The sequence below is a fragment of the Dryocola boscaweniae genome, from assembly GCF_025215095.1.
GTDB classification, from domain to species: Bacteria; Pseudomonadota; Gammaproteobacteria; order Enterobacterales; family Enterobacteriaceae; genus Dryocola; species Dryocola boscaweniae.
Window position 1 is genome coordinate 1 of record NZ_JALHAP010000064.1, and the last position, 24762, is coordinate 24762.

The following is a 24762-nucleotide window of genomic DNA, read 5'->3' on the forward strand; positions in this document are numbered from 1 at the left end:
CGCTGCCCGAAGGGCGAGTCCTCCGGACGAGTCAATCCCTCCCTCACCGCCATATTTCATAGGAAAGCCTGAACTCACGTTCGGGCTTTTTTTCGTTCTGAATCTCTTATCGCTCAAGGCTTAACCGAACACGCCGTAATGTAAAAATTACGCTTGACCGAATGGGGCTGACTCCCTATAGTAGCGCCCCGTTGCCCCCGTAAGTGGGTGACAAGAAACAATACGGTGAGGTGTCCGAGTGGCTGAAGGAGCACGCCTGGAAAGTGTGTATACGGCAACGTATCGAGGGTTCGAACCCCTCTCTCACCGCCACATTTAAGAAGAGCTCGCATGCAAATGCGGGCTTTTTTTTCGTCTGTTATCCGTGCGCCAACGCTGTAGCAATAAAAAAACCTGAATCTGCATTCAGGCTTTTCTTTGCTTTAAAAAAATCCCGCTATAAATCTTTAAAAGATCCTAAACGATACCCGCGCTCTGCAATCGCATACTTCAGGGATGAAGACGTCAGCACGTCGAGCTCGGTCAGCCGTGGATAGCAGTATTTGCTCGCCAGAATGGTGTTATCGATAAAAGAAGGATGGCACATGACTTCAAGCGACTGCTCCTCACGCGCCATGGCGTTATCCAGCGTATCCAGGAACAGCGTTTGTGTAATGGCATCGCCATAGAAGCCGCTGTCGAATCCCTGGGTGCTGCGCGCCCCACGCAACTCAAGCTCTTCCTTTTTTACCTCATCACGGTCAATGCGCATGGCTATGTCTTTTTCCACCGCAAAGGCTGCAACGAAGGGAAAAATCTGCGGGATCATATGGACATGATGGTGGCTGTCAATATGGGTTGGCGGACGGCCAAAGAGTTCGATAAAGCGCGCAAACTGGCACGCTAACTCCCGGTGGATCTCTTCAAGCGGCAGCGTGCCCGCTTCCGCCATTTCCCAAATCCATTTTCCCAGCTCGCCATTTTCACGCACCAGGCCCGGCATTGCAGAAAGCGGCTTCCCAAGCGTCAGTACAAAATGCATGCCGACGGCAAGTTTTGGGTGAGTCGCGCTTAACGCTGCCGCATGCTCAATGCCCGCCGCGTTAACCATCGCCGTGGTCGACGTCACGACGCCATTATTGAATGCCTCGATAATGCCGTAGTTTTGCGCCTTACACAGCCCAAAATCATCGGCGTTAACTATTAATAATCTTTCCATAAGCGCTCCTTTTAAAGGCCTTCCTCAAAAGAGGAAGGCCTGCGGGTTATTTCAGAGCAGCAATCGTCTGTGCAAAATTAGGCAGCAACGCCTCATGCGCCAGCAGCATATCGCGCGCAAGTTTTTCCGCATCTTTATCGGAGTGAATGAGCGGGCTCAGGTTTAGCGCCAGCAGCACATCGTTAAGCTTGCCGCTTAAAGCGGCTTCACTTGCGGCAATTTCAAACCCTTTGATGGTGTAAATCAGGCCGAGGACTTTTTCATCGAAGTGTTTGATACGCGGATGCGGCGTTGCCCCGTCGCGGCCGATGGTGCAGGTCATCTCGATAGCCCAGTCTGCCGGGATATTATCAATGTGGCCTTTGTGCGGGAAGTTAACGTAATGCTCGGTCTGCTTGTCGTTGTAGATTGCGCTGATGACTTCGCAGGCCGCGTCTGAATAATAGGCCCCGCCGCGCAGCTCAAGCTCTTTTGGTTTCACGTCCAGTTCGGGATTTTTGTACAGTTCGAAGAGCTGCTTCTCTACTTTCTGCACTACGGTTGCGCGCGCACCGCCTTTATAGAATTCACCCATTTCTATAGCCAGCATCTCTTTAGGCTTAAAGTAATAAAGCAGATAGGAACACGGAATTAAATTCAGTGAACGCAGCAGCCCTTCGCTGAACGGCAAATCGAAGATGTTTTTCACACCGCTCGCCTTCAGCGTGCCCGAGGCAACGCCGTCAAGCAGTTCAGCAAAGCGTGACTCGCCGTTAACCAATACATCTTTGATGAACACCATATGGTTCAGACCAAAAAGATCGATCGATAAGTCGTCCTGCGGCTGAACCTTCAGCACGTCCTGGATGAACATTTTCATGCCAACCGGGATGTTGCACACGCCGATGAATTTCTTAAATTTGGTATGGCGGAATACCGCCTCGGTCACCATGCCGGCTGGATTGGTGAAGTTTATCACCCAGGCGTTCGGGCAAATCTCTTCCACATCTTTGATGATGTCGAAAATCACCGGAATGGTGCGCAGCCCTTTGAACAACCCGCCCGCCCCGTTGGTTTCCTGGCCCAGATAGCCGTGGCTCAGAGGAATACGCTCATCAAGCTCACGCGCTTTTAACTGGCCCACTCGCAGTTGAGTGGTGACGAAATCCGCGTCAACCAAAGCTTCGCGGCGATCCAGCGTTTTGTAGAGCGTAATCGGCACGCCTGCACGCTCAACCATCCGCAGGCAGAGATCGAAAATAATATCCTGCTTCTCTTTACCGGCTTCAACGTCTACCAGCCATAATTCCGTTACAGGCAATTCATCATAACGTTTAATAAAGCCTTCGAGTAATTCTGGGGTATAGCTACTTCCGCCACCGATGGTGACGACCTTCAGTTTTTTGCTCATAGGAACTCCCGTACAATCTCATTGCACTGCAAATTAAAGACAGCGATATAAATGAATGAGTGGAGATTAATTTGTAAAATCCACATTCATTCACATACAGGCTAATTGATGCTACACAATTGTTTTCTGTAATGTTTCGGTGTGAATGAAGTTAACTTTTTAAAGTTCTTAATAAACATACTCGGGCTGCTGTATCCTGACTCAAAAGCAATATCCGTGACCGAATAGTTAGTGATTTCCAACTGTTTTTTGGCAAAATCAATACGTATTTCATTGATGATTTGCATGGGCGTTTTCCCATAGTGACGCTGCGTTGCGCGGGTTAAATACTCCTGCGACTTGCCGGACAACGCCACCATATTAGACAACGCTTTGTCGCCAAAACGAGCTTTATCGTGCATCTTTTCCACGGTAACCTTTAGCCAGACCGGGATATCCGTTATCACTTCTGATTCCCGATGGTGGCGCAGCCGGTTGACGATATAAAAAGTCACCACTTCAAGAAATTCGTTAAATTCACCATTTCTGAAATTCAGCGAGGCAATCACAGATTCAATATAAGCCATAAACTCATTTTTGATTTGATACACCTGTGATGCGACAAAGCGCTGCGGTAGCAAAGGTAAATAGTGCTGTTCAAAAAAAGCTTTGCTGATACCTACATTTAATATTCGGGTAGCGCCAAATTCATAAAAACTTTGATGATGGGAACCCAGAGGTATAAAAACAAAATCTCCGCGTTCTAACAGCACACGTTTACCGTTAATATCCTGATAATACCGCCCGGTAAGTACCACGGTAAATTCGTAGTAATCATGCTCATGCAGCCCGGAAATACTTTCTACTTTGTTGTAGATAAAAACGTGGAAATTTTGACCATCGAAGAGTTGATTTTCTCGTGCTGTCTTGATTTCCATGCTCAATACCGGTGGCTGCATTATGGCTTCCTACGTTATTTTATTTTTTCGTGTAGCTCAATGAGTTCTGTCACGAGTTCTCGTGCAAGCATCGAGGTCATCAGGTGGTCCTGCGCGTGTACCAGTACCAGACTGACTTTGGTTTTGCCTTCGCCCTGGTCGCCTTCAATCAGTTTGGTTTGCACCAGATGTGCTTCATTTAGCGCTAAACGAGATTTGGACATCAGGTCGTGGGCCTGTTCAAAATCACCTTCTTTCGCCTTTTTCAGCGCGGCATACGCCAGGCTGCGGGCCTGTCCTGAGTTAATGATCAGCCCCATTACCACTTCTTCAAGGTCCTGCGCTTCTTGTGTTTCGACAACGTTGTCTAAATCAAACATCCTTATCTCCTGTCATTAAGCAGTTAGCGCCGGAGAGACTGTTCTCTCCCCGGCAGCCTTGCAGATTAGAATTTCAGTGCGTTAGCAATATCTTCTTCGGTTTCTTCTTCTTCAATGACGCTCTGCGCCTTGTTGGAGATGGCAACGAAAGGCAGATAGACCAGCGTTGCAATGCCCAGGTTGAACAGGGCCAGCAGCAGTGCGGCAATGCTGCCGTTGGTGTTAAAGAAGGCGCCAAGGCCGGTAGGCATTGTCCACGGTGCGATGTTGGTAATCGGCGGGATAATGCCCAGGTAGTAAGCCACAAGCGTAATCGCGGCCAGAATCGGTTGAATCAGCACGAACGGGATGAACATCACCGGGTTCATGATAATTGGCAGGCCGAACAGAATAGGTTCGTTAATCTGGAAGATGCCGGAAGGCAGCGCCAGTTTTGCCACTTGTCGATGATCGGCACGGCGTGAACCAATAAAAATAGCGATGATTAAGCCAAGCGTTGCGCCGGTGCCGCCGAGGAAGATGTACGAATCAAGCATTGGTTTCGCCCAGACATGGAACGTCTTACCGGCTTCAAGCGCCGCATCCACGGAGCCGTACTGCGTGAAGATGGCTACGTTTTCTAACGCCCACGGGGTCATGATGCCGCTGTCCAGCGCCGCTAACGCCAGCGAACCGTGCACGCCGAAGAACCACAGTAAAGAGGTGAAGATTACGTACGCCCAACCCACTACCGCCCCCATCGACGCAAGCGGCGTTGAGATAGAGTCCATAATAATCTGGTGGAAGTTGCTGCCAAATGACGCCAGCGCCCAGGAAATAATCCCGAAGATAGACAAAATAATAAAGCCTGGAATTAACGCAGAGAAGGAGCGTGATACCGAAGCAGGAACGCTGTCAGGTAAAGTAATGACCCAGTTTCGTCTGATAACAAACGTGAACATTTCAGCGACGACTAAGCCGATAATAATACCTGAGATAATATTTGCGCCGCCTAACCAATTAGCGCCTACGGCATAAGCTTCGCCTACGCTATAAGGCGTGACGGTCATAAAAGCGGCAACGGATAATAAACCTGCGGCGAGCGAATCAACTTTACGCTCTTCGGCCAAAGCCATCCCGATAAAAAAGGGAGCCATCAGAGACATAATGCCCAACGTACCGTTGTACACATTGCCGCCGATAGCTTTTAGCCCATTCAGGGTTTCAATGGTCGAGGGATCTAAACGAATACCTAATGAATAAAAGAAAGATCCTGCGCCAAAACTTAAAAATACGTTATTGATAAGAACAAACATTGCCCCCGTCAGGGTTAACGGCATTAACTTGATAAAACCATTTTTAATTGCGTTAACGTGCGGCTGCTTTCCTATTTTGACGGCAAAAGGAAGGAGTACCTTTTCAAGTGAATCAATGACTTTACTCATTTGCATTTTCCTTTAATGCCGCCAGTGGGCGGCCAGGGTGTGTAAGGTCGTTCTTTGACGGAAAAATAAAACAATAATTAAAATTAACTGTTTGCTGCTTTTTTGATCGACGCAACGGCCGCTTTTAGCACGCCCAGCCCATCAATTTTGCCGTACATGGCGGAATCAATCACTTCCACCGGCTTGCCTGGTAATATTTTTTGAATCTCTGGCAGCATGTAGGCAATTTGTGGCCCGAGCAAAATAAGATCCGCCACGCCGCCCTTTTCGCCCGCCAGGGTTTCAGGAAATGCTTCAATAATGACCGGAACTTCATATTTCGCAGCCTGGGCTTTCATTTTAGAAACCAGCAGCGATGTGGACATTCCAGCGGAACAAAACAGGTAGATGACTTTCTTTTCCATAACGAAATCCTCATATTCCAGATAGGCTTCAGGTTAGACAAAGGTCCTTTTTGTCTGATGTGTTGACGGGCCAATAGCCGAAAAATAAAAAAGTACTGCTTGTCTTTGTCTGAAACGAGTATACGGCATGACATTAGGCGGAGATAATTCTGAAGCAGGCAAAATTGTCTCTCCTTGACCAAGCCTTATGACCCCCTTCACATTTCGGGCAAATAATTCGCGCAAAGAAAAAAGCCCAAACAAGGTTTGGGCTTTTAAAATTATTTACACCAGGAATCAGTCGTAAGCGTTTAACGTCCGCTGGCAAAGGGCCGAACGAACACAATCCTGTTTGCCAAAACGCACCACACCAACCATTTCATCTTCTTCGAAACGCGCCAGCGCATCGCTTAAACCAGACTGCACGCCCGCAGGCAAATCACACTGCGTAATGTCGCCGTTTACGATAACCGTCACGTTTTCCCCAAGGCGCGTCAGGAACATTTTCATCTGCGCTGCGGTAACATTCTGCGCCTCATCAAGAATCACTACCGCATTTTCAAAAGTGCGTCCGCGCATATAGGCGAACGGCGCAATTTCCACTTTACCGATTTCGGGCCGCAGGCAGTACTGCATAAAAGACGAACCCAGTCGTCGCACCAGGATGTCATACACAGGGCGGAAATACGGCGCGAACTTTTCCGAAATATCACCGGGCAAGAAGCCGAGATCTTCGTCAGCTTGCAGGACCGGACGGGTAACAATTATCCTGTCGACATCCTTATGTATCAGGGCCTCAGCGGCTTTCGCCGCGCTGATCCAGGTTTTACCGCACCCCGCTTCCCCGGTGGCGAATATCAACTGCTTTTTCTCTATGGCGTTAAGATAGTGCTCCTGAGCTTCGTTTCGCGCAGCTATTGGTGAGTTGTCGCGGCAATCCCTCGCCATACCAATAGATTCTACGCCGCTCATCTGCACAAGCGTGGTGACCGATTCCTCTTCCCGTTGCCGATGGCTCCGCGAATCTCGTCTCAGCACACGTTTTGCTTCACGACGAGCTTTGATCACTGCTTTCTGTCTTCCCATGGATGGCACCTTACAGTTGGTTTCATTCCCCGCGTCACAAGGTTGGACGCGATTATGCTTACTAACGGATGAGGTTTGGCTTCCTTGTAAGCCATGAACTGCCGGTTGAGATGATGCGCCAGTCAGGCGACAAACGCCGCTTAGCGCAACGTTGACACGTTGAGGTGTTGTGGTATCAGGAAATTTAGCGGTGAAGATAGCGAAGCCGGAGGATATGCCTCCGCGCTGGTTTGTGCGGGTAAGATGTTTTTTGAGCCGTCCAGTACAGGACCCTACCATTCGCGATCTCCATTGTGATTGAACTTCACAGCCGGGAACTACCGCTCGTGCTTTAAGTACATCAAAAATTATCTAAAATGCAACATGGATTTTACTTTAAATCAACATTTACGTTTCGTTCGGTGACTAAAAACGTTATGTCACACTAATATTACATTTTTATATCAACGGGATGCTCATAAGGAATACTGATGTATGACTTTTCTCTCTAATTGTTAGCAAATGAAAAATTAGCGGAGGAAGGATATTATTTAACGAGCGGCGCAGCACTTCGTAGGGCGGGTAAGCGTCAACGTCACCCGACGAATCCGGTGGATAGCGCATTCGCTTATCCACCCTACAAAACCGAACGATGCCGCATTTTCTGTAGCGGATATCCGTTTCAGGCCTCGATCAGCCCCTGCCCCAGATAGCGTTGCTTATCCACCGCGCCCGGCAATGCGAAGAAATATCCGCCGCCGATTGGCTTCACATACTCCTCCAGCGCTTCCCCGTTAAGGCGTTTTTGTACGGCGAGAAAACCTTTCTCAAGGTCGTGCTGGTAGCAAACGAACAGCAGGCCCATATCCAGTTGCCCGGATTTAGTTACGCCCAGCGAATAGCTATAACCACGACGCATCATCAGGTTCGACTGGGTTTCTTTAGTACGCGGGTTGGCCAGACGGATATGAGCATCCAGCGCAATCACGTTGCCATCGGGATCGGCGGCGTAGTCAGGCTCATCGTGCTCGTTTTTCATGCCCAGCGGAGCACCGCTGTGCTTCTCGCGGCCAAAAATCGTTTGCTGCTCTTTAAGCGGGGTACGATCCCAGAATTCCACGTGGAACTGAATGATGCGAATCGCCTGATAGCTGCCGCCAACGCTCCACGCCGGTTCGCCCTGCTCTTTTGTCACCCACACGACATCATTCATAAGCCCGACATTGCTGCTGTCCGGGTTGGCGGTGCCATCTTTAAACCCAAGCAGGTTGATCGGCGTTTCCTTGCCGCGGCTGCGCGCAGCATGATTCGAAATAAAACCTTCGCGTTTCCAGCGCACGCTTAACAGATCCGGCGTGTGCTTGATGATGTCACGCAGGGCGTGAATAACCGTATCGGCGGTATTGGCGCAAATCTGCAACAGCAAATCCCCGTGGCACAGGCTGGCGTCAAGGGAATCGTTAGCAAAACGCTCCATTTTTTGCAGCTTTTTCGGCTTCTGCTCCTGCAGACCAAAACGCTCGTCAAACAGCGTGACGCCTGCCGACAGAGTGATGGTCAGGTTATCAGGGAAAATCTCCGCGCCGAGAATGCCGGAATCCATCGGCGGCATCCGCGGGTTCGGCGTTTCCGGCGCCGCGCCGCCGGTCGTGAGAAAGTCGAAACGCGCCGTCAACAGACGAAACAGCCGTTCAAGATCGGCTTTATCGGAAGCCAGCACGTCAAAGGCCACCAGCATCATCGATGCCTGCTGCGGCGTGAGAATGCCCGGCTGATGCAGCCCGTAGAACGGCTGCTTTTCCATGCGCGCATCGGGAGGAAGCGTGCCCGGCGAGGTTTCCGATTTTGCCGCATGAGCAACCGGGCAGCCGCCAGTAACGGCAAAGGCGCCCCCGAGGGCGCCCAGCGTTTTCAGTAATTGACGGCGTGCAGGTTGATGCACGCCTGATTTGGTTTTCTCTTGCATAGTACTTAGTCCAGACCCAGCACACCACGCAACTGCGACAGATCTTCTGCCAGCGCAGTCACCGGCCCTTTCAGGGCGTTGCGGTCAGCTTCGGTCAGTTTGTCATAGGTTTCATAGCCGTCTTTAGTACGGTATTTCGCGAGGATGGTGTCCACTTTTTTAAAGTTGGCATCAACTTTTGCCAGTAAAGGCGCATTCTCTTTGCTCAACAACGGACGAAGCAGGTTAACGATTTTCTGCGCGCCATCGACGTTTGCCTGGAAGTCCCACAGGTCCGTATGGCTGTAACGGTCTTCTTCACCGCTGATTTTACTGGCTGCAACTTCTTCAATCAGCCCTGCTGCGCCGCCGACAACTTTGCTGGGCGGGAAGGCCAGCTCAGAGATGCGCGTTTGCAGATCCAGTACGTCGGTGTTTAGCTGCTCGGCGTATTTTTCCATGCCTTTAGTGGTGTTGTCGCCAAACAGCGCTTTCTCCAGGCGGTGGAAACCGGTGAATTTCGGATCGTTTGCTTTCTGCTCGTAATCGTCTTCACGGGCATCGATGCTGCCGTCCAGGTCGGAGAACAGCTCAGCAATAGGTTCGATGCGCTCATAGTGCTGACGAGTCGGCGCGTACAGCGACTTCGCTTTTTCGATATCCCCGGCTTTTACCGCATCGGTAAAGGCTTTGGTACCTTTAACCAGCTCGGCTACTTCAGCCGTTACGTAAGCTTTGTATTCGGTAATCGGCCCGGTCAGCGCCATCAGATCGTTCTTCGGCGCCGCCTGCTCGCCGGAGGCTTTCACTACCAGCTTGCCTTTCGGATTGCTAAGCAGGCCGCAGGTCATGTCGTATTCACCCGCCTGCAGATTAGCCGTCATTTTCTGAGTGAAACCCGGCGCGATATTTTCACGCTCTTCAACCACCATTACGCCCTTGAGAATCTCCCACTCCAGCGCTTTTTGGCTGTTGTTCTGAATGATGAACTGCGTCTTACCCGCGTTTACCGTAATGTTCATCGGCTCACACTGCTTGTCGGTGACGGTGACTTTTACCTGGGGAACATCCGCGGCCTGCGCCGCAAACGCGCAGGAGACAAGCGCAAACAGCGCAACGTGCAAAGCCTTACGACGAAAATGTGTAGTCATGGCCAATCCCTTTCAAACATTAGTATGTTGTAACTAAGTGGCAGTATCCCCGCCACAAGCAGATTAACGAACGCTATTTGTCGCCTGATTGTTCAGGCGCGGTGGTATGGCGAACAGCACCAGAGCCGGAACCAGATAGATAAAGTACATCGCCACTTCGCTGACGGTTGGCGCTTCCTGGTAGCCGAAGATCCCTTCCAGCAGCGTTCCGGTGAGGGAATGCGTGGAAAGCACGTTGCTCAGGTCAAACGCAATATCCTGGAAGTGGTTCCACAGCCCCGCTTCGTGAAAGGCGCGAATCGCCCCTGCGGCAAGGCCTGCCGCTACGAGCAAAATAAACAGGCTCGTCCATTTGAAGAAGGCGCCCAGGTTCAAACGAATTCCGCCCCAGTAAATCAGGAAGCCAAGCACGATGGCGGTTGCCAGGCCAAGCATGGCGCCGAGCGGCGGCATCATCCCTACGTCCTGCTGGAAGGCGGCGAGCAGGAAGAACACCGACTCAAGTCCTTCGCGCGCCACCGCGAAAAAGACCATCAGAATCAATGCCCAGCCGTGGCTACCTTTGCTGTGCAGGGCGTTATCTACCGCCTGCTCAAGCTGAACTTTCACGTTGCGTGAGACTTTGCGCATCCAGAACACCATCCAGGTGAGGATCACCACGGCGATAACCGCCACGATGCCTTCAAACAGCTCCTGTTCTTTTTGCGGAAACTCGCCGGTGGTTTCGTTGATGAAAATCCCAAGCGCCAGACAAAGCGCGGCGGCTGCCACCACACCAATCCACATTACGCCAATCCATTGACCGCGCTGGGTGCGCTTTAAGTAGCTGGCAATCAGGCTGACAATCAGCGCTGCTTCCAGGCCTTCGCGTAACATGATGAGAAACGGAACAAACATTCCTGACACCTCAATTGTGAAATCAGGTCAACCGACGTAAAGAAAAGTAAACCAGAACGATAGTGATTATCATTACCGTAAAAAGAAACACAAGAGGATTGTTTAGTTATTTATATCGGGATGTAAAAAAGGCCGGGGAAACCGGCCTTACAGAAAACATATTTGCCCGTGATTAGGGGAAACCCGGGGTCAGGTTCCCGGAGGGACGCCTCACTTCAGGGCCGCCCCGGGTATCTCGGGTTACCCTTGCTCTTTATTCAGCCTGCAACTTAGAAGGTGCTGGCGTGTTGTAGATCTCGTCCGCATCCGCAAAACGCTTGCTCATCTCCGGGGATGGCGCTTTACCTGCCAGGCTAACCACCACAATTCCGATGCTGGCGAAGACGAATCCTGGGATGATTTCGTACAGGCCCAGCCACGCGAACTGTTTCCAGACGATGACCGTCACCGCTCCAATAACCATACCGGCAAGCGCGCCGTTACGGGTCATACGAGACCACATCACAGAGAACAGCACAACCGGGCCAAACGCCGCGCCAAAGCCCGCCCACGCATAGCTCACCAGGCCCAGCACGCGGTTTTCCGGATTAGCGGCCAGAGCAATGGCCACCAGCGCCACCGCCAGCACCATAAAGCGCCCTACCCAAACCAGCTCTTTCTGACCGGCGCCTTTACGGAAGAAGGCCTTGTACAAATCTTCGGTTATCGCGCTGGAGCAAACCAGCAATTGACAGCTCAGCGTCGACATCACCGCCGCCAGAATGGCGGAAAGCAGTACGCCGGCAACCCATGGGTTAAACAGAATCTGCGCCAGTTCGATAAACACACGCTCACCGTTCTGGGTAACCGCCCCAGCCTGCGCCGGGTTATTAGAGAAGTACGCGATCCCGAAGAAACCAACCGCGCACGCCCCTGCCAGGCAGAGGATCATCCAGGTCATACTGATGCGACGCGCATTGACGATGGTATGGTGAGAATCCGCCGCCATAAAACGCGCCAGAATATGCGGCTGACCGAAGTAGCCAAGGCCCCAGCCCATCAGCGAAATGATAGCGACAAAGTTAAGACCCTTGAGCATATCGACGTTTTCGATGCTTTTCTGTTTGATAACCAGCAGGGAGTCATCCAGGCCGCCAACGGCCATGATCACCATGACCGGCGTGAGGATCAGCGCGAAAATCATCAGGCTTGCCTGCACGGTATCGGTCCAGCTTACGGCCAGGAACCCGCCGACAAAAGTATAAAGGATGGTTGCAGCAGCACCCGCCCACAGCGCGGTTTCATAGCTCATGCCGAAAGTGCTTTCGAACAGACGAGCCCCCGCCACAATGCCGGATGCGCAATAAATGGTGAAGAACAGCAGAATGACCACCGCCGAGATAATACGCAGCAGACGGCTTTTATCTTCAAAACGGCCGGTGAAATAATCCGGCAGCGTTAAGGCGTTATTGTTCACCTCGGTATGAACACGCAAACGGCCGGCGACCAGTTTCCAGTTAATATAAGCGCCAACGGTTAAACCAATCGCAATCCAGCTTTCGGAAATGCCGGAAATAAATATCGCACCGGGTAAGCCCATTAATAACCAGCCGCTCATATCAGAAGCACCGGCGGATAACGCCGTGACCAGGCTCCCCAGACTGCGGCCGCCGAGAATATAGTCATCGAAGTTTTTGGTTGAGCGCCAGGCGATAAACCCTATCAATATCATGCCAAAGATATAAACAAGGAAAGTCACCAGCATTGGTGTACTCATGGTCATGCAAGTTCTCCAGATTGTTTACCGGTTTTTTTTTATATGAAATAAACCGTTATCGCCTCACCGGAACGCAGTGCGGCTTGTTGTGGTGTCAGTTCGCGACCGTATCCTGCAGGAAGCTAGTTTTATTCACAAACGATTTAACACGGCATTCACAAGAAATTCACCCCACAAAAAATACCTTTTTCACGGAGGTTGCACTTGCTCACGCTTTTCGAGGTTGCACCTTACGAAAGTGTTAACTATGTCCGTAAATTCCCCCAGTCTGCAATTAATTAGCCAGATCGCTTTCTTATTTTAAATTTAACAAATTGACTCTTTTCCCGGCCTGTTATCTGGCTCACATTTAACACGGTTGCACAAAGTTGCAACATGGTAGATATTGCCGGGTAACTTTTTGCTGTCACTCATTTTAAATCTTGCACAAGGGAGTCTTTGGCATGGGCACCACCACCATGGGCGTTAAACTCGACGAAGCGACTCGCGAGCGAATTAAGCACGCCGCTTCACGTATTGACCGCACGCCGCACTGGCTAATTAAACAGGCGATTTTTAACTATCTTGAACGCCTGGAAAATAACGACGAACTGCCAGAATTACCTGCGTTGCTTGCGGGCGCCGCTAACGAAAACGAAGAGTCCGCGCCGGCCGTAGAAGAAACGCATCAGCCTTTCCTCGACTTTGCCGAACAAATTCTGCCGCAGTCCGTTAGCCGTGCCGCTATTACCGCAGCCTGGCGCCGTCCGGAAACCGACGCCGTTCCCATGATCCTTGAACAAGCGCGCCTGCCGCAGCCTCTTGCCGAGCAAACCCACAAACTCGCATACCAACTGGCCGAAAAGCTGCGCAATCAAAAGAGCGCTTCTGGCCGGGCGGGCATGGTACAAGGTTTACTGCAGGAATTCTCCCTTTCCTCGCAGGAAGGCGTGGCGCTGATGTGCCTGGCGGAAGCCCTGCTGCGCATCCCGGATAAAGCCACCCGCGATGCGTTAATCCGCGACAAAATCAGCAACGGCAACTGGCATTCCCACATCGGTCGCAGCCCGTCACTGTTTGTAAATGCCGCAACCTGGGGATTACTGTTTACCGGGCGTCTGGTGTCCACGCACAACGAAACCAGCCTTTCCCACTCGCTTAACCGCATTATCAGCAAGAGCGGCGAGCCGCTGATCCGCAAAGGCGTGGATATGGCGATGCGTCTGATGGGCGAACAGTTTGTCACCGGCGAAACCATCGCCGAAGCGCTGGCTAACGCGCGTAAGCTCGAAGAAAAAGGTTTCCGTTACTCCTACGATATGCTCGGCGAAGCCGCGCTTACCGCCGCCGACGCGCAGGCCTACATGGTTTCTTATCAGCAGGCCATTCACGCTATTGGCAAAGCCTCTAACGGACGCGGTATTTACGAAGGTCCGGGTATTTCGATTAAGCTTTCCGCTTTGCATCCGCGCTACAGCCGCGCGCAGTACGATCGCGTAATGGAAGAGCTTTACCCGCGCCTGAAATCCCTGACGCTGCTGGCTCGCCAGTATGACGTGGGGATTAATATCGACGCCGAAGAAGCCGATCGCCTTGAAATCTCTCTCGACCTGCTTGAGAAACTTTGCTTCGAGCCGGAGCTTGCGGGCTGGAACGGCATTGGCTTTGTTATTCAGGCCTACCAGAAACGCTGCCCGTTCGTTATTGACTATCTGATAGATCTCGCGACCCGCAGCCAGCGCCGCCTGATGATTCGCCTGGTGAAAGGCGCGTACTGGGACAGCGAAATTAAACGCGCCCAGATGGAAGGCCTGGAAGGCTACCCGGTTTACACCCGCAAGGTTTACACCGATATCTCCTATCTTGCCTGCGCGAAAAAATTACTCACGGTGCCGAACCTGATTTATCCGCAGTTCGCCACCCACAACGCTCATACGCTTGCGGCAATTTATAACCTCGCCGGGCAGAACTACTACCCGGGCCAGTACGAATTCCAGTGCCTGCACGGCATGGGCGAGCCGCTCTACGATCGGGTGGTAGGCAAAATTGCCGACGGCAAGCTGAACCGTCCATGCCGTATTTATGCGCCGGTTGGCACGCACGAAACGCTGCTGGCCTACCTGGTGCGTCGTCTCCTGGAAAACGGGGCGAATACCTCATTCGTTAACCGTATCGCGGACAGCACGCTGCCGCTCGATGAGCTGGTCGCCGACCCGGTAACCGCCACAGAAGCGCTTGCCGGCAAAGAGGGCCAGCTTGGCCTGCCGCACCCGAAAATTGCGCTGCCGAAGGATCTGTATGGCGCAGACCGCAGCAACTCCAGCGGGCTGGATCTGGCGAATGAACATCGTCTTGCCTCGCTCTCCTCCGCCCTGCTTAACAGCGCAGCTCAGAAATGGCAGGCGTTACCGATCCTTGAAGAAGCCGTTAACCCGGGCGAGCTGGTGGAAGTTAAGAACCCGGCCGAGCCGAACGACATCGTAGGTTTCACGCGTGAGGCCACAGACGAAGAAGTTTCGCTTGCGCTGGAAAGCGCGGTAAACAACGCGCCGATCTGGTTTGCGACTCCGCCGCAGGAACGCGCCCTGATCCTTGAACGCGCCGCGGTTATCATGGAAGGCCAGATGCAGCAACTGATCGGCATTCTGGTTCGCGAAGCCGGAAAAACCTTCAGCAACGCTATCGCCGAAGTGCGCGAAGCCGTTGATTTCCTGCATTACTACGCAGGCCAGGTGCGGCATGATTTTGATAATGAAACGCACCGCCCTCTTGGCCCGGTAGTGTGCATCAGCCCGTGGAACTTCCCGCTTGCGATCTTCACCGGCCAGATTGCGGCAGCTCTCGCCGCAGGTAACAGCGTGCTGGCAAAACCTGCGGAACAAACCCCGCTGATTGCCGCTCAGGGCGTGGCGATTTTGCTTGAGGCCGGTGTGCCTGCGGGCGTATTGCAACTGTTGCCCGGCCGCGGTGAAACGGTTGGCGCCCGGCTAACCGGCGATGCCCGCGTGCGCGGCGTGATGTTTACCGGTTCGACGGATGTGGCGACGCTTCTGCAACGCAACATTGCCGACCGTCTGGATCCGCAGGGCCGCCCGACGCCGCTGATTGCCGAAACCGGCGGTCTGAACGCGATGATCGTTGATTCTTCAGCCCTGACGGAACAGGTGGTGGTCGACGTGGTCGCCTCCGCATTCGACAGCGCCGGACAACGTTGTTCCGCCCTGCGCGTGCTGTGCATTCAGGAAGACGTAGCCGAGCACACGCTGCAAATGCTGCGCGGCGCGATGGCGGAATGTCGCATGGGCAATCCTGGCCGACTGACAACGGATATCGGCCCGGTGATCGACGCCGAGGCGAAAGAAAACATCGACGGGCATATTCAGGCGATGCGCGCCAAAGGGCGCAAAATCTTCCAGGCCGCGCGTGAAAACGCTCAGGATATGAAAGAGTGGCAAAGCGGCACTTTCGTTGCGCCAACGCTTATTGAGCTGGAAAGCTTCGACGAGATGCAAAAAGAGGTCTTCGGGCCGGTGCTGCACGTTGTGCGCTACAACCGTAACAACCTTGAAGCGCTGATTGAGCAAATTAACGCGGCAGGTTACGGCCTGACGCTCGGCGTACATACCCGTATCGATGAAACCATCGCTCAGGTGACCGGTTCTGCCCACGTCGGCAACATGTACGTGAACCGCAATATGGTGGGCGCGGTTGTGGGCGTGCAGCCGTTCGGCGGCGAAGGTCTCTCCGGCACGGGTCCGAAGGCCGGCGGCCCGCTCTACCTCTACCGCCTGCTGGCTAACCGTCCGGAAGGCGCGTTACAGAAAACCTTTACCCGTCAGGATGCAGAATTGCCTGTCGATACCACGTTAAAAGCCAGCCTGCAGGAAGCGCATCAGGCGTTAACCCAGTGGGCTGCAAGCCGTGGTGATATCCAGACTGTTTGCGAACGTTTCGCTACGCAGGCGCAAAGCGGTACGCTGCGCCAACTGCCGGGCCCAACCGGCGAGCGTAATACTTACGCGCTGATGCCGCGCGAGCGAGTGCTGTGCGTGGCGGATAACGAACGGGATGCGCTGGTGCAGTTGGCGGCGGTAACAAGCGTGGGCAGTCGCGCGCTTTGGGCCGATGACAAACTGCATCGCGATCTGGCGAAGCAGTTACCTTCTCAGGTGCAGCAGAAGATTGATTTTGCGCAACCAGAAGCGCTGCTCGGCCAGCAGTTTGACGCGGTGATCTATCATGGCGATTCAGATCAGTTGCGTGAACTGTGCGAAAAAGTTGCCGCACGCGAGGGCGCAATTGTCTCGGTGCAGGGCTTTGCTCGCGAGGAAAACAACCTGCTGCTTGAGCGTCTGTATGTGGAACGTTCACTAAGCGTGAACACCGCGGCGGCCGGGGGCAACGCCAGCCTGATGACAATTGGCTAAGGCTTCGCTACGCTTGAAAGGCTCCTCTCTGGAGCCTTTTTTAATTGAGGAATAATGATGAAACGCGTGAGCCTGTTACTGGCAAGCCTGCTGTTAAGCGCTACAGCCTTTGCAAATGAATGCGAAAAAGCAAATACGCAGATTGAAAGCAATGAATGCTATGACGCGCAGTACAAAAAAGACGACCAGCTTCTTAACCAGACCTATAAAAAAGTGCTGAATCTTGCCACGCCGGAACAGCAAAATTTGCTCAAGCAGGCTCAACTGGCATGGATAAAAGTACGCGATGCCGACTGTAAATTTGTCAGCTCCGGCAGCGAAGGCGGCACAATCGGGCCGATGATCTACAGTATTTGTCTCTCAGACCGCACGAAAGAACGTACCGCTTTTCTGGAATCGCTCACCCAGTGTGAAGAAGGTGATTTGAGCTGCCCGTTACCACCGCAGCAGAATTAGCGCACCCGGATCCCTTCGATAATCATCCGCTGCACGTTTTCCACCGTGCGGCGGAAAAAATCTTCATCACTTAAATTACTGCCCGTCACCGCCTCAACCTGGCTTGCGAAATCCGCGTAATGCTGCGTGGTCGCCCACAGCATAAAGATCAGATGATGCGGGTCCACCGCCGCCAGCTTGCCGCTTGCCACCCAACCGGCAACGATCGCCGATTTCTCCTCCACCAGCGTTTTCAAATCCCCGGTTAGCTCTTCTTTTAAAAGCGGCGCGCCCTGCAGCATTTCAAGACAAAACAACCGGGAAGCCTGCGGGTGATCCCGCGACACTTCAAGCTTAAGGCGGATGTACTCGCTGATGGCCACCAGCGGCTCCAGATCCTCACGAAACGCGCGCAGCGGCGCAAGCCAGATATCAAGAATCTGCTTGAGCACGGCAATATAAAGCGCTTCTTTTGAAGGGTAATAATAGAGGAGATTGGTTTTGGACACCTCGGCGCGCTCCGCCACCTTATCAAGGCTTGTGCCGTGAATGCCGTACTGGGAGAAAAACTCCAGGCCCGCCGCCAGGATAGCCTGCTTTTTAGCCGCTACGGCAAGCGTTCGCCGCCCGATTTGTTTGGTTTGTGCTGCGCCTTCCGCCATGTGAGCTCTTCCTGGTGCGATGTGCCTCAAGCATAGCAAAGCCGCATCCGCCCCACGACTACTTTGCACTCTTAGCGCGCAGGGATGCTTAATTTTCGTGCATTCTTTTTGACCAAACAGTCCATTTTTTTATGCGTCAATTTTAAACAACTAATCAACATATTGATAACACTATCTTTTATCACTCTGGCATCGCCTTTGCATTATCTCCGGTGACTAGCTTCCCAACCAGTGAGAGGTCCGTGATGAAAATTGGTGTCTTCGTCCCTATCGGCAACAACGGCTGGCTAATTTCCACTAACGCGCCGCAGTACATGCCGACTTTTGAGCTGAACAAAGCCATTGTGCAAAAAGCGGAACGTTACGATTTCGATTTTGCGCTCTCGATGATCAAATTACGCGGCTTCGGCGGCAAAACCGAATTCTGGGATCATAACCTGGAGTCCTTCTCGCTGATGGCCGGGCTGGCCGCGGTTACCTCGCGAATCCAGATATACGCCACCGCCGCAACCCTTACCCTGCCCCCGGCCATCGTCGCTCGCATGGCCTCGACCATCGACTCTATCGCCCCCGGACGGTTTGGCGTGAATCTGGTGACCGGCTGGCAAAAACCCGAATATGAGCAGATGGGCATGTGGCCGGGAGATGACTATTTCACCCGCCGTTATGACTACCTTGCCGAATACGCCACGGTGCTGCGGGAGCTATGGGGCGCCGGACACAGCGATTTGAAAGGGGAATTTTTCACCATGAACGATTGCCGTCTCAGCCCGCGTCCGGAAAAACCGGTCAAAATGATCTGCGCAGGCCAAAGCGACGCGGGCATGGCTTTCTCCGCCGAATACGCCGATTACAACTTCTGCTTTGGCAAAGGGGTGAACACCCCGACGGCCTTTGCGCCAACCGCCGCACGCATGAAGCTGGCGGCGGAAAAAACCGGCCGAGACGTGGGCTCTTACGTGCTGTTTATGATTATTGCCGATGAAACCGACGAGGCCGCCCGTGCGAAATGGGAACACTACAAAGAGGGGGCGGACGAAGAGGCGCTTGCCTGGCTGACGGAACAAAGCCAGAAAGATACCCGATCCGGAACGGACACCAACGTGCGGCAGATGGCGGACCCTACCTCAGCGGTAAACATCAACATGGGCACGCTGGTGGGCTCATACGCCACCGTCGCACGCCTGCTGGATGAAGTGGCAACCGTCCCGGGCGCCGAAGGGGTGCTGCTGACTTTCGACGATTTCCTCGCCGGAATTGAAGCCTTTGGCGAGCGGATCCAGCCGCTGATGCAGTCTCGCGGCCATCTGTCTCCAACCGCTCGCGAGGTGGCCTAATGAAAGACATCACGCTTGATGCCCGCCCGGAATCCATAACGTTTACGCCGGAGAAGACCGCGCTCATCGTTGTGGACATGCAAAACGCTTATGCCACCAAAGGCGGCTATCTCGACCTGGCCGGATTTGACGTTTCCTCCACCGCGCCGGTTATCGACAACATAAAAACGGCCGTAGCGGCAGCGCGTAAAGCGGGCATGCTGATTATCTGGTTCCAGAACGGCTGGGATAGCGATTACGTGGAAGCGGGCGGGCCGGGCTCGCCCAACTGGCATAAATCCAACGCCCTGAAAACCATGCGCCAGCGCCCGGAATTACTGGGCACCCTGCTGGCGAAAGGCGGCTGGGATTATCAACTGGTGGACGAACTGGTGCCGCAGCCGGGGGATATCGTGCTGCCCAAGCCACGTTACAGCGGCTTCTTTAATACCCCGCTGGACAGCATTCTGCGCTCGCGCGGTATCCGCCATTTGGTGTTTACCGGCATCGCCACCAACGTGTGCGTGGAATCCACCCTGCGCGACGGCTTTTTCCTGGAGTATTTCGGCGTGGTGCTTGCCGATGCCACGCATCAGGCAGGGCCCGCGCTTGCCCAGCAGGCCGCCTTATTCAATATCGAAACTTTCTTTGGCTGGGTCAGCGACGTCGGTTCGTTTTGCCGCGCGTTGTCTCCGCATGTGCTTGCCCGAATTGCCTGATAAGGAGCCTGCTGATGCCTAAATCCGTAATTATTCCACCGGGAACCACGACGCCTATTGCGCCTTTCGTGCCGGGCACGCTGGCTGATGGCGTGGTGTATGTCTCAGGCACGCTTCCATTCGATAAGCAAAATAACGTGGTTCACCTCGGGGATGCCCGGGCGCAGACGCGTCACGTGCTGGAAACCATCAAAGCGGTTATTGAAACCGCGGGCGGCAGTATGGATGACGTGACCTTTAACTCCATCTTTATTACCGACTGGGTTAACTACGCGGCGGTCAATGAAGTCTACGCGGAGTTTTTCGCAGGCGAGAAGCCGGCGCGTTTTTGCATCCAGTGCGGTCTGGTGAAACCGGGTGCGCTGGTAGAAATCGCCTCCGTGGCGCACATCGGGAAATAACCTTATGCACATCGAGCTAACGTCTCCCCCCTTCACGGGCGCGCCGGTGCTGGTGCTGGTTGCCGGACTTGGCGGCACCGGCAGCTACTGGCAGGAGCAGCGGGCGGCCCTTGGCGCACGCTATCAGTTGGTGGTGTATGACCAGCGCGGCACCGGCGTTAACCATGAGCTTTTGCCGAACGATTACAGCCTGGCGGATATGGCGCGTGAGCTGCACGAAGCCCTGCGTGCGAAAGGCATCACGGAGTTTGGCTTACTCGGCCATGCGCTTGGCGGGCTGGTCGGTATGCAAATGGCGCTGGATTACCCCGGGTCGGTAAAAATGCTGATCGTGATTAACGCCTGGCTGCAGCTTAACGCCCACACGCGGCGCTGCTTCGCGGTCCGGGAAACCCTGCTGCGCGACAGCGGCAGCGCGGCGTATTTACAGGCTCAGCCGCTTTTCCTTTATCCGGCCGACTGGATGGCGGCTAACCAGCCGCGTCTTGAGGCGGAAGAGGCCCTGCATAACGCCCACTTTCAGGGAGAAGAGAACCTTACGCGCCGCCTGAAGGCGCTGAAGGCGGCGGATTTTCGCTCTACCGCGCACCTTATCCGCCAGCTGGTGCTGCTGATTTGCGCCCGGGACGATCTTCTGGTGCCCTGGAACTGCTCCGCGGCGTTGCACGACGCCTTGCCCAACAGTCGGCTGCAGATCCTGCCCTGGGGCGGCCACGCCTGCAACGTCACCGCCGCGAGCGCCTTTAACGAATGGCTGCTGGGCGAACTGGCCACGCTATTACCCTTCCCCGAATATCATGAGGAAAACGTATGAGTTCTGCAGTTGATACCCCGGCCCTGGAGACGCTGTTTACCCGTGCCCGCACCCACAGCGCCTGGCAGGATACCGGCGTGAGCGATGCGCAGCTTGAAGAGATTTATAACCTGGTTCGCCTTGGCCCTACTTCGGCCAACTGTTCACCGGCGCGCTTTCTTTTTGTGCGCAGCAGTGAAGGGAAAGCGCGTCTTAAACCCGCGCTCTCCAGCGGTAACGTCGATAAAACCATGCGCGCGCCGGTGACGGCCATCGTTGCCTGGGATCCGGCTTTCTATGAGCATCTGCCTGCGCTATTTCCCTATGCAGACGCTCGTGCATGGTTTACTTCAAGCCCTGAACTGGCGCAGGAAACCGCCTTTCGCAACAGCTCAATGCAGGCGGCCTATCTGATTTCCGCCTGCCGGGCGCTGGGCTTAGACACCGGGCCAATGTCAGGTTTTGATCGACAGAAAGTGGATGCAACGTTTTTCCAGGCCAGCGGCTGGAAAAGCAATTTGCTGATCAATATCGGCTATGGCGACACCACCAAAGCACATACTCGCCTGCCGCGTCTGGCCTTTAATGACGCCTGCGAGCTGGCTTAAGGAGCATGCATGGTTGAAAAACAAAACTTCCGCGATGCCATGTCCCGACTCGGGGCTGCGGTCAACATTATCACCACCGACGGGCCTGCCGGACGGGCAGGTTTTACTGCCTCAGCGGTATGTAGCGTCACCGACGATCCGCCAACTTTGCTGGTCTGCCTTAATCGCAGCGCGTCGGTATGGCCGATTTTCAGTCAGAACGAGGCGCTTTGCGTGAATACCCTGGCCGCCGGTCACGAATCGCTCTCCAACCTCTTTGGCGGCAAAACGCCCATGTCAGATCGCTTTTCCGCAGCGCGCTGGCGACAGGGCGTAAGCGGCTGCCCGCAGCTTGAAGGCGCGGTGGCCTCTTTCGACTGCCGCATCAGCCAGGTGGTGAGCGTGGGAACGCATGACATCCTGTTTTGCGAGCTGGTGGCTTTGGAACGTAACGACGATACCCACGGTCTGGTGTGGTTTGACCGTGGGTATCACCAACTGATGCGGCCTGCCTGTTAGCCGAAATTCCTGCGTGGAGATGAAAATGGCAAATTCCTGGTTCCCTCAATGGCGTAAGAAATCTGCACTAACGGAAAGCGGCGTCGTGGCGCCGGATGAAATGCTGCCACTGGGGCAGACGCTGGTGATGGGCGTGCAGCACGCGGTGGCCATGTTCGGCGCGACGGTGTTAATGCCGCTGCTGATGGGCCTCGACCCGAATCTTTCAATCCTGATGTCGGGCATTGGCACGCTGCTGTTTTTCCTGGTCACCGGGGGGCGCGTGCCGAGCTATCTTGGCTCCAGCGCGGCATTTGTCGGCGTGGTAATAGCCGTAACGGGTTTTAACGGCCAGGGGCTGAACCCTCATCTGAGCGTGGCGCTGGGCGGAATTATCGCCTGTGGCGCTGTCTATACCGCGATTGGATTTATCGTTATGAAGGCCGGCACCCGCTGGATTGAACGCCTGATGCCGCCGGTCGTCACCGGCGCCGTGGTGATGGCGATTGGTCTTAACCTTGCGCCGATTGCCGTGCGCGGCGTCTCGGCCAGCAGTTTTGATAGCTGGATGGCGGTGATGACCGTGCTGTGTATCGGTCTGGTAGCGGTTTTCACTCGCGGAATGATCCAACGCCTGCTGATCCTGTTAGGCCTTGTCGTTGCCTGCGCGCTTTACGCGATACTGGCGAACGGTTTGGGCTTTGGCAAACCCGTAGACTTCTCTCTTATCCAGCAGGCCGCGTGGTTTGGCCTGCCCCAGCTCACCTCGCCGACCTTTAACGCCCAGGCCATGATGTTAATCGCACCCGTAGCCGTTATCCTGGTGGCGGAAAACCTCGGGCACCTGAAAGCCGTGGCGGGCATGACCGGCCAAAATATGGACCCTTATATCGGCCGCGCTTTTGTGGGAGACGGGCTGGCGACAATGCTTTCAGGTTCGGTAGGCGGGAGCGGCGTCACAACCTATGCGGAGAATATCGGCGTAATGGCCGTGACGAAAGTCTATTCCACGCTGGTGTTTGTGGCCGCGTCGGGCATCGCTATGCTGCTTGGCTTTTCACCGAAGTTCGGGGCGCTTATTCATACCATCCCGGCCCCGGTTATCGGCGGCGCTTCAATTGTGGTGTTCGGGCTGATTGCCGTGGCGGGCGCGCGCATCTGGATACAGCATCGCGTGGACCTGAGCCAGAACGGCAATTTGATTATGGTTGCGGTGACGCTGGTGCTGGGAGCGGGCGACTTCGCCCTGACGCTGGGCGGCTTTACGCTTGGCGGAATAGGCACCGCCACCTTTGGCGCCATTATTCTGAATGCGATATTGAGCCGTCGCCCGGCCCCGGTGAGCGACGCCGAAATAGCCCATCAGGATCCCTGACGGCGTAACGCTTCCTTCGGCACCGAAACCGGTGCCGCTTTCTTACGTTTGAGTTTTAATTCGCTGACCAGCACGCCAAGCACAATCAGCGCGCCGCCTAAAAGGGCCAGCACCGGCAAACGCTCCCCGGCGATACGTCCGAAAATACCTGCCCATACCGGCTCGCCGGTATAAATAACCGTGGCGCGGGTCGGTGAAACGCTGCGCTGCGCCCAGTTCATCGTCACCTGGATAATGGCGCTGAAAATCCCTAAACCCAACGCTATTACTGCTAATCCGGCGCTGAAGGGGGGCACGCTCTCCCCTGCCGGGACCATGGCGGCGAAAGCCACAATTGACGCGGTTGCCAGTTGCACAATGGTCACACGCTTAATATCCACCTTACCGGCCCAGAGGCTTATCATGATTATCTCGGCTGCAATCGCCAGAGCGCTTATCAGAGTGATGATTTCCCCCGCTCCCAGCGTCAGCGATGTGCCTTCCGGCCCTGCCAGGAAAATCAGTCCCACAAAGGCCAGCGCCACGCCCACCCAGGACATAACCCCCGGCATTTTGCCCAGGCAAACCCACTGCAGCAGCGGCACCAAAGGAACATACATAGCGGTAATGAATGCGGATTTACTGCTCGGAATGGTCTGTAAACCCCAGGTCTGCATGCTGTAACCCAAAGCGATAGCAATCCCGATGGCGATGCCCGCTTTCACTTCAAGCCAGGTCAGGCCGCGCAGGGATTTTATCGACAGCAGCCCTACGGCCAGCGCTGCGGTGGCAAAACGCAGGCCGACAAAGAAAAACGGCCCGCTCAGGGTCATCGCATACTGCACGGCCAGAAAAGTGCCGCCCCAGAACATGGTTATCAGAATCAGAATCGCTTCCTGAGGCTTTACGGAGAATTTATAGCGGCTTAATAAGGCGGACATGAGATACCAGCAAGCATTCAGACAATAAATGAAAGAGCTGACTATAGTGCGACGCGCCGGAATACGGCGCAATGGGCGACGAAAAATAAAAAACCGCCGGTAAAAACCGGCGGTCGGGACTGGCTATTAGCTATTAATAATCAG

At 54.2% G+C, this 24762-nt stretch carries 22 protein-coding genes and 1 tRNA gene; 10 read left to right on the top strand and 13 right to left on the bottom strand.

Translation table 11 applies throughout. From position 1 onward, the window contains the following. Window positions 1–224 precede the first annotated feature (224 nt). Window positions 225–312: transfer RNA gene (locus MUA00_RS00800), tRNA-Ser, on the top strand. Window positions 313–436: 124 nt separating this feature from the next. Here the strand turns inward: MUA00_RS00800 and chbG are convergent. From chbG to putP, 11 genes are all read right to left on the bottom strand, one after another. Then, window positions 437–1198, bottom strand: coding sequence for a chitin disaccharide deacetylase (chbG, locus tag MUA00_RS00805; RefSeq protein WP_271124947.1), 762 nt, complete (start codon window positions 1196–1198; stop codon window positions 437–439). Between the two features lie 46 nt (window positions 1199–1244). Continuing rightward, complete coding sequence (locus MUA00_RS00810; protein ID WP_271124948.1) at window positions 1245–2588, bottom strand: 6-phospho-beta-glucosidase; 1344 nt, start codon at window positions 2586–2588, stop codon at window positions 1245–1247. 101 nt (window positions 2589–2689) lie between these two features. Continuing rightward, on the bottom strand, window positions 2690–3526 hold the full coding sequence (chbR, locus tag MUA00_RS00815; RefSeq protein WP_271124949.1) for a transcriptional regulator ChbR: 837 nt from the start codon (window positions 3524–3526) through the stop codon (window positions 2690–2692). Window positions 3527–3540: 14 nt separating this feature from the next. Beyond that, window positions 3541–3885 carry a PTS N,N'-diacetylchitobiose transporter subunit IIA gene (gene chbA, locus MUA00_RS00820; RefSeq protein WP_271124950.1) on the bottom strand — a complete coding sequence of 115 codons (345 nt, stop codon included), beginning with the start codon at window positions 3883–3885 and terminating at the stop codon, window positions 3541–3543. A gap of 65 nt (window positions 3886–3950) precedes the next feature. Beyond that, complete coding sequence (gene chbC, locus MUA00_RS00825) at window positions 3951–5309, bottom strand: PTS N,N'-diacetylchitobiose transporter subunit IIC (RefSeq protein WP_271124951.1); 1359 nt, start codon at window positions 5307–5309, stop codon at window positions 3951–3953. Window positions 5310–5392: 83 nt separating this feature from the next. Continuing rightward, the gene (locus MUA00_RS00830) at window positions 5393–5713 is read right to left on the bottom strand and encodes a PTS sugar transporter subunit IIB (protein ID WP_271124952.1); all 321 of its coding nucleotides are present in this window, start codon (window positions 5711–5713) and stop codon (window positions 5393–5395) included. Between the two features lie 276 nt (window positions 5714–5989). Next, window positions 5990–6778: a phosphate starvation-inducible protein PhoH gene (gene phoH / locus MUA00_RS00835; RefSeq protein ID WP_271124953.1), complete on the bottom strand. Its 789-nt coding sequence runs from the start codon at window positions 6776–6778 to the stop codon at window positions 5990–5992. Between the two features lie 661 nt (window positions 6779–7439). Continuing rightward, complete coding sequence (gene efeB / locus MUA00_RS00840; protein WP_271124954.1) at window positions 7440–8723, bottom strand: iron uptake transporter deferrochelatase/peroxidase subunit; 1284 nt, start codon at window positions 8721–8723, stop codon at window positions 7440–7442. Window positions 8724–8728: 5 nt separating this feature from the next. Beyond that, window positions 8729–9853 carry an iron uptake system protein EfeO gene (efeO, locus tag MUA00_RS00845; RefSeq protein WP_271124955.1) on the bottom strand — a complete coding sequence of 375 codons (1125 nt, stop codon included), beginning with the start codon at window positions 9851–9853 and terminating at the stop codon, window positions 8729–8731. A 63-nt stretch (window positions 9854–9916) separates the two neighbouring features. Next, window positions 9917–10750 carry an iron uptake transporter permease EfeU gene (efeU, locus tag MUA00_RS00850; protein ID WP_271124956.1) on the bottom strand — a complete coding sequence of 278 codons (834 nt, stop codon included), beginning with the start codon at window positions 10748–10750 and terminating at the stop codon, window positions 9917–9919. A 253-nt stretch (window positions 10751–11003) separates the two neighbouring features. Beyond that, window positions 11004–12512, bottom strand: coding sequence for a sodium/proline symporter PutP (gene putP / locus MUA00_RS00855; RefSeq protein WP_271124957.1), 1509 nt, complete (start codon window positions 12510–12512; stop codon window positions 11004–11006). A gap of 437 nt (window positions 12513–12949) precedes the next feature. Here putP and putA point away from each other — a divergent pair, with 437 nt between their 5' ends. Next, window positions 12950–16912, top strand: coding sequence for a trifunctional transcriptional regulator/proline dehydrogenase/L-glutamate gamma-semialdehyde dehydrogenase (gene putA / locus MUA00_RS00860; RefSeq protein ID WP_271124958.1), 3963 nt, complete (start codon window positions 12950–12952; stop codon window positions 16910–16912). 57 nt (window positions 16913–16969) lie between these two features. Next, window positions 16970–17368, top strand: a complete 399-nt coding sequence (locus tag MUA00_RS00865; protein ID WP_271125036.1) for a lysozyme inhibitor LprI family protein — start codon at window positions 16970–16972, stop codon at window positions 17366–17368. Here the strand turns inward: MUA00_RS00865 and rutR are convergent. Then, window positions 17365–18009 (bottom strand): HTH-type transcriptional regulator RutR, encoded by a 645-nt coding sequence (gene rutR, locus MUA00_RS00870; RefSeq protein ID WP_271124959.1) that lies wholly within the window; start codon window positions 18007–18009, stop codon window positions 17365–17367. The two genes, MUA00_RS00865 and rutR, sit on opposite strands and share 4 nt — an antisense overlap. 245 nt (window positions 18010–18254) lie before the next feature. On the opposite strand from rutR, the gene rutA reads away from it, so the two are divergent. The 7 genes from rutA to rutG are packed head-to-tail and all read left to right on the top strand — an operon-like array spanning window position 18255 to window position 23698. Then, complete coding sequence (rutA, locus tag MUA00_RS00875) at window positions 18255–19346, top strand: pyrimidine utilization protein A (RefSeq protein ID WP_271124960.1); 1092 nt, start codon at window positions 18255–18257, stop codon at window positions 19344–19346. Continuing rightward, complete coding sequence (gene rutB, locus MUA00_RS00880; RefSeq protein WP_271124961.1) at window positions 19346–20044, top strand: pyrimidine utilization protein B; 699 nt, start codon at window positions 19346–19348, stop codon at window positions 20042–20044. Before rutA ends, rutB begins: the two co-directional genes overlap by 1 nt. A 14-nt stretch (window positions 20045–20058) precedes the next feature. After that, window positions 20059–20445 carry a pyrimidine utilization protein C gene (gene rutC, locus MUA00_RS00885; RefSeq protein WP_271124962.1) on the top strand — a complete coding sequence of 129 codons (387 nt, stop codon included), beginning with the start codon at window positions 20059–20061 and terminating at the stop codon, window positions 20443–20445. 4 nt (window positions 20446–20449) lie between these two features. Then, complete coding sequence (rutD, locus tag MUA00_RS00890) at window positions 20450–21259, top strand: pyrimidine utilization protein D (RefSeq protein WP_271124963.1); 810 nt, start codon at window positions 20450–20452, stop codon at window positions 21257–21259. Further along, window positions 21256–21846: a malonic semialdehyde reductase gene (locus MUA00_RS00895; protein ID WP_271124964.1), complete on the top strand. Its 591-nt coding sequence runs from the start codon at window positions 21256–21258 to the stop codon at window positions 21844–21846. Before rutD ends, MUA00_RS00895 begins: the two co-directional genes overlap by 4 nt. A 9-nt stretch (window positions 21847–21855) precedes the next feature. Further along, window positions 21856–22344: an NADH-dependent FMN reductase RutF gene (rutF, locus tag MUA00_RS00900; protein ID WP_271124965.1), complete on the top strand. Its 489-nt coding sequence runs from the start codon at window positions 21856–21858 to the stop codon at window positions 22342–22344. Between the two features lie 25 nt (window positions 22345–22369). Next, the gene (gene rutG / locus MUA00_RS00905; RefSeq protein WP_271124966.1) at window positions 22370–23698 is read left to right on the top strand and encodes a pyrimidine utilization transport protein G; all 1329 of its coding nucleotides are present in this window, start codon (window positions 22370–22372) and stop codon (window positions 23696–23698) included. On the opposite strand, the gene MUA00_RS00910 is transcribed toward rutG, so the two are convergent. After that, window positions 23686–24618, bottom strand: a complete 933-nt coding sequence (locus MUA00_RS00910; RefSeq protein ID WP_271124967.1) for a DMT family transporter — start codon at window positions 24616–24618, stop codon at window positions 23686–23688. The two genes, rutG and MUA00_RS00910, sit on opposite strands and share 13 nt — an antisense overlap. Window positions 24619–24762: the final 144 nt, after the last annotated feature.

Excerpts from the sequence above, each read along its gene's own strand:
- chbG (WP_271124947.1), bottom strand. The coding sequence starts at position 1,198 with ATGGAAAGATTATTAATAGTTAACGCCGATGATTTTGGGCTGTGTAAG.
- MUA00_RS00810 (WP_271124948.1), bottom strand. The coding sequence starts at position 2,588 with ATGAGCAAAAAACTGAAGGTCGTCACCATCGGTGGCGGAAGTAGCTAT.
- chbR (WP_271124949.1), bottom strand. The coding sequence starts at position 3,526 with ATGCAGCCACCGGTATTGAGCATGGAAATCAAGACAGCACGAGAAAAT.
- chbA (WP_271124950.1), bottom strand. The coding sequence starts at position 3,885 with ATGTTTGATTTAGACAACGTTGTCGAAACACAAGAAGCGCAGGACCTT.
- chbC (WP_271124951.1), bottom strand. The coding sequence starts at position 5,309 with ATGAGTAAAGTCATTGATTCACTTGAAAAGGTACTCCTTCCTTTTGCC.
- MUA00_RS00830 (WP_271124952.1), bottom strand. The coding sequence starts at position 5,713 with ATGGAAAAGAAAGTCATCTACCTGTTTTGTTCCGCTGGAATGTCCACA.
- phoH (WP_271124953.1), bottom strand. The coding sequence starts at position 6,778 with ATGGGAAGACAGAAAGCAGTGATCAAAGCTCGTCGTGAAGCAAAACGT.
- efeB (WP_271124954.1), bottom strand. The coding sequence starts at position 8,723 with ATGCAAGAGAAAACCAAATCAGGCGTGCATCAACCTGCACGCCGTCAA.
- efeO (WP_271124955.1), bottom strand. The coding sequence starts at position 9,853 with ATGACTACACATTTTCGTCGTAAGGCTTTGCACGTTGCGCTGTTTGCG.
- efeU (WP_271124956.1), bottom strand. The coding sequence starts at position 10,750 with ATGTTTGTTCCGTTTCTCATCATGTTACGCGAAGGCCTGGAAGCAGCG.
- putP (WP_271124957.1), bottom strand. The coding sequence starts at position 12,512 with ATGACCATGAGTACACCAATGCTGGTGACTTTCCTTGTTTATATCTTT.
- putA (WP_271124958.1), top strand. The coding sequence starts at position 12,950 with ATGGGCACCACCACCATGGGCGTTAAACTCGACGAAGCGACTCGCGAG.
- MUA00_RS00865 (WP_271125036.1), top strand. The coding sequence starts at position 16,970 with ATGAAACGCGTGAGCCTGTTACTGGCAAGCCTGCTGTTAAGCGCTACA.
- rutR (WP_271124959.1), bottom strand. The coding sequence starts at position 18,009 with ATGGCGGAAGGCGCAGCACAAACCAAACAAATCGGGCGGCGAACGCTT.
- rutA (WP_271124960.1), top strand. The coding sequence starts at position 18,255 with ATGAAAATTGGTGTCTTCGTCCCTATCGGCAACAACGGCTGGCTAATT.
- rutB (WP_271124961.1), top strand. The coding sequence starts at position 19,346 with ATGAAAGACATCACGCTTGATGCCCGCCCGGAATCCATAACGTTTACG.
- rutC (WP_271124962.1), top strand. The coding sequence starts at position 20,059 with ATGCCTAAATCCGTAATTATTCCACCGGGAACCACGACGCCTATTGCG.
- rutD (WP_271124963.1), top strand. The coding sequence starts at position 20,450 with ATGCACATCGAGCTAACGTCTCCCCCCTTCACGGGCGCGCCGGTGCTG.
- MUA00_RS00895 (WP_271124964.1), top strand. The coding sequence starts at position 21,256 with ATGAGTTCTGCAGTTGATACCCCGGCCCTGGAGACGCTGTTTACCCGT.
- rutF (WP_271124965.1), top strand. The coding sequence starts at position 21,856 with ATGGTTGAAAAACAAAACTTCCGCGATGCCATGTCCCGACTCGGGGCT.
- rutG (WP_271124966.1), top strand. The coding sequence starts at position 22,370 with ATGGCAAATTCCTGGTTCCCTCAATGGCGTAAGAAATCTGCACTAACG.
- MUA00_RS00910 (WP_271124967.1), bottom strand. The coding sequence starts at position 24,618 with ATGTCCGCCTTATTAAGCCGCTATAAATTCTCCGTAAAGCCTCAGGAA.